4 protein-coding genes and 1 pseudogene are annotated in these 3,184 nt (G+C 48.9%); all 5 read left to right on the plus strand.

Going from position 1 to position 3,184, the window contains the following annotated elements; all coding sequences use genetic code 11:
* The coding region (locus tag ACOTX4_RS25645) for an IS1 family transposase (protein WP_001401901.1) at nucleotides 1–78 on the plus strand (78 nt) is incomplete at its 5' end.
* 212 nt (nucleotides 79–290) lie between these two features.
* Nucleotides 291–932 carry an MBL fold metallo-hydrolase gene (locus ACOTX4_RS25650; RefSeq protein WP_000134999.1) on the plus strand — a complete coding sequence of 214 codons (642 nt, stop codon included), beginning with the start codon at nucleotides 291–293 and terminating at the stop codon, nucleotides 930–932.
* Between the two features lie 413 nt (nucleotides 933–1,345).
* Complete coding sequence (aph(3'')-Ib, locus tag ACOTX4_RS25655) at nucleotides 1,346–2,149, plus strand: aminoglycoside O-phosphotransferase APH(3'')-Ib (RefSeq protein WP_001082319.1); 804 nt, start codon at nucleotides 1,346–1,348, stop codon at nucleotides 2,147–2,149.
* Entirely contained in the window at nucleotides 2,149–2,985 is an 837-nt protein-coding gene (locus ACOTX4_RS25660) for an aminoglycoside O-phosphotransferase APH(6)-Id (RefSeq protein ID WP_000480968.1), read from the plus strand. The genes aph(3'')-Ib and ACOTX4_RS25660 overlap by 1 nt, the downstream gene beginning before the upstream one ends.
* Before the next feature lie 106 nt (nucleotides 2,986–3,091).
* A pseudogene (locus tag ACOTX4_RS25665) lies at nucleotides 3,092–3,184 on the plus strand (Tn3 family transposase); the annotation flags it as partial.

The raw sequence follows: 3,184 nt of genomic DNA on the forward strand, positions 1-3,184 counted from the left end.
TCGCTGTCGTTCTCAAAATCGGTGGAGCTGCATGACAAAGTCATCGGGCATTATCTGAACATAAAACACTATCAATAAGTTGGAGTCATTACCCTTGCAGAGTTTATTAAGTATCATTGCAGCAAAGATGAAATCAATGATTTATCAAAAATGATTGAAAGGTGGTTGTAAATAATGTTACAATGTGTGAGAAGCAGTCTAAATTCTTCGTGAAATAGTGATTTTTGAAGCTAATAAAAAACACACGTGGAATTTAGGTTAGACTATAAATAGAAAAAGGCGTTTTGACAATGACAGAGATTATCAAAGATTTATACCAATTTACAGAGGTAATGGAGCCGATTAAGCTTTCAATGCACCAATACTTATTGATGACAAATGAGCCTGTTCTCATTCAGACCGGAGCCGTATCACAAGCGCAAACTACCATTCCTAAGTTGCAAGAGTTGCTCGGTGAACGCAAAATAAAATACATTCTAATTTCTCATTTTGAATCAGACGAATGTGGCGGACTTGCTTTGGTTCTCAAAGAACATCCCGAAGCTGTCGCGGTTTGTTCCGAAACCACAGCAAGACAACTGATGGGGTTTGGTATTACTAACAATGTGCTTATTAAAAAGCCGAATGAAATATTTGCCGGAGATGATTTTGAATTTCAAACTATCAGTTACCCATCTGAAATGCATATGTGGGAAGGACTTTTATTTTTTGAAAAGAAACGTGGTATTTTCTTTAGCAGCGACCTCATGTTCGGCATGGGTGAGAATCACGGACAAGTTATCGAAAGCAGTTGGGACGCAGCGGTAAAATCAAGCGGCGCAGATACATTGCCCAATCAAGAATCCGGACAAAAGCTATCCTCGGATTTGAGTGAGATTGAACCTAAGTTCGTTGCTTCCGGTCATGGGTTTTGCATTACGATTGTAGGATAAATCAAGCAAATAGACCTTGCAAAATAAGCATTTGCAAATATACCACTTCATAAAACCGTATACTGTAATTATCAAGATTTTGAACGATATTGAAAAACAGTAACTTAAAGGCTCGATATATTTATAATATATCGAGCTTTTTTCATGTCTAAAAACTTGGGGGTATATAGTGAAAAATACCGTCCCAACGTCCCAAAGGCTGATAAGTAGGCGCATTATATGGGTAAATGGCTTTTATAATCCACGCCGAAGACATTCAACACTCGGCTGGAAATCGCCGGTGGCATTTGAGAAAAAAGCCGCTTAAAATGAGAGATAGACCGGAACACAACCGGTGCAAGTCCATAGCAACTCGTTTCTTTTCGCAGGTTGAGCCACCTCCGCGCTTCATCAGAAAACTGAAGGAACCTCCATTGAATCGAACTAATATTTTTTTTGGTGAATCGCATTCTGACTGGTTGCCTGTCAGAGGCGGAGAATCTGGTGATTTTGTTTTTCGACGTGGTGACGGGCATGCCTTCGCGAAAATCGCACCTGCTTCCCGCCGCGGTGAGCTCGCTGGAGAGCGTGACCGCCTCATTTGGCTCAAAGGTCGAGGTGTGGCTTGCCCCGAGGTGATCAACTGGCAGGAGGAACAGGAGGGTGCATGCTTGGTGATAACGGCAATTCCGGGAGTACCGGCGGCTGATCTGTCTGGAGCGGATTTGCTCAAAGCGTGGCCGTCAATGGGGCAGCAACTTGGCGCTGTTCACAGCCTATCGGTTGATCAATGTCCGTTTGAGCGCAGGCTGTCGCGAATGTTCGGACGCGCCGTTGATGTGGTGTCCCGCAATGCCGTCAATCCCGACTTCTTACCGGACGAGGACAAGAGTACGCCGCAGCTCGATCTTTTGGCTCGTGTCGAACGAGAGCTACCGGTGCGGCTCGACCAAGAGCGCACCGATATGGTTGTTTGCCATGGTGATCCCTGCATGCCGAACTTCATGGTGGACCCTAAAACTCTTCAATGCACGGGTCTGATCGACCTTGGGCGGCTCGGAACAGCAGATCGCTATGCCGATTTGGCACTCATGATTGCTAACGCCGAAGAGAACTGGGCAGCGCCAGATGAAGCAGAGCGCGCCTTCGCTGTCCTATTCAATGTATTGGGGATCGAAGCCCCCGACCGCGAACGCCTTGCCTTCTATCTGCGATTGGACCCTCTGACTTGGGGTTGATGTTCATGCCGCCTGTTTTTCCTGCTCATTGGCACGTTTCGCAACCTGTTCTCATTGCGGACACCTTTTCCAGCCTCGTTTGGAAAGTTTCATTGCCAGACGGGACTCCTGCAATCGTCAAGGGATTGAAACCTATAGAAGACATTGCTGATGAACTGCGCGGGGCCGACTATCTGGTATGGCGCAATGGGAGGGGAGCAGTCCGGTTGCTCGGTCGTGAGAACAATCTGATGTTGCTCGAATATGCCGGGGAGCGAATGCTCTCTCACATCGTTGCCGAGCACGGCGACTACCAGGCGACCGAAATTGCAGCGGAACTAATGGCGAAGCTGTATGCCGCATCTGAGGAACCCCTGCCTTCTGCCCTTCTCCCGATCCGGGATCGCTTTGCAGCTTTGTTTCAGCGGGCGCGCGATGATCAAAACGCAGGTTGTCAAACTGACTACGTCCACGCGGCGATTATAGCCGATCAAATGATGAGCAATGCCTCGGAACTGCGTGGGCTACATGGCGATCTGCATCATGAAAACATCATGTTCTCCAGTCGCGGCTGGCTGGTGATAGATCCCGTCGGTCTGGTCGGTGAAGTGGGCTTTGGCGCCGCCAATATGTTCTACGATCCGGCTGACAGAGACGACCTTTGTCTCGATCCTAGACGCATTGCACAGATGGCGGACGCATTCTCTCGTGCGCTGGACGTCGATCCGCGTCGCCTGCTCGACCAGGCGTACGCTTATGGGTGCCTTTCCGCAGCTTGGAACGCGGATGGAGAAGAGGAGCAACGCGATCTAGCTATCGCGGCCGCGATCAAGCAGGTGCGACAGACGTCATACTAGATATCAAGCGACTTCTCCTATCCCCTGGGAACACATCAATCTTACCGGAGAATATCGTTGGCCAAAGCCTTAGCGTAGGATTTCGCCCTCTCCCGCAAACGACCCCTATGTGCTCGACGGCCTGCTGTACCACGAGTCCGACCTGCGGATCGAGGAGCACTACACCGACACGGCCGGCTTCACCGATCACGTCTTTGCC

The organism is Enterobacter cloacae complex sp. IR5459 (genome assembly GCF_049238005.1).
In the GTDB taxonomy this organism is placed as follows: Bacteria; Pseudomonadota; Gammaproteobacteria; order Enterobacterales; family Enterobacteriaceae; genus Enterobacter; species Enterobacter hormaechei_C.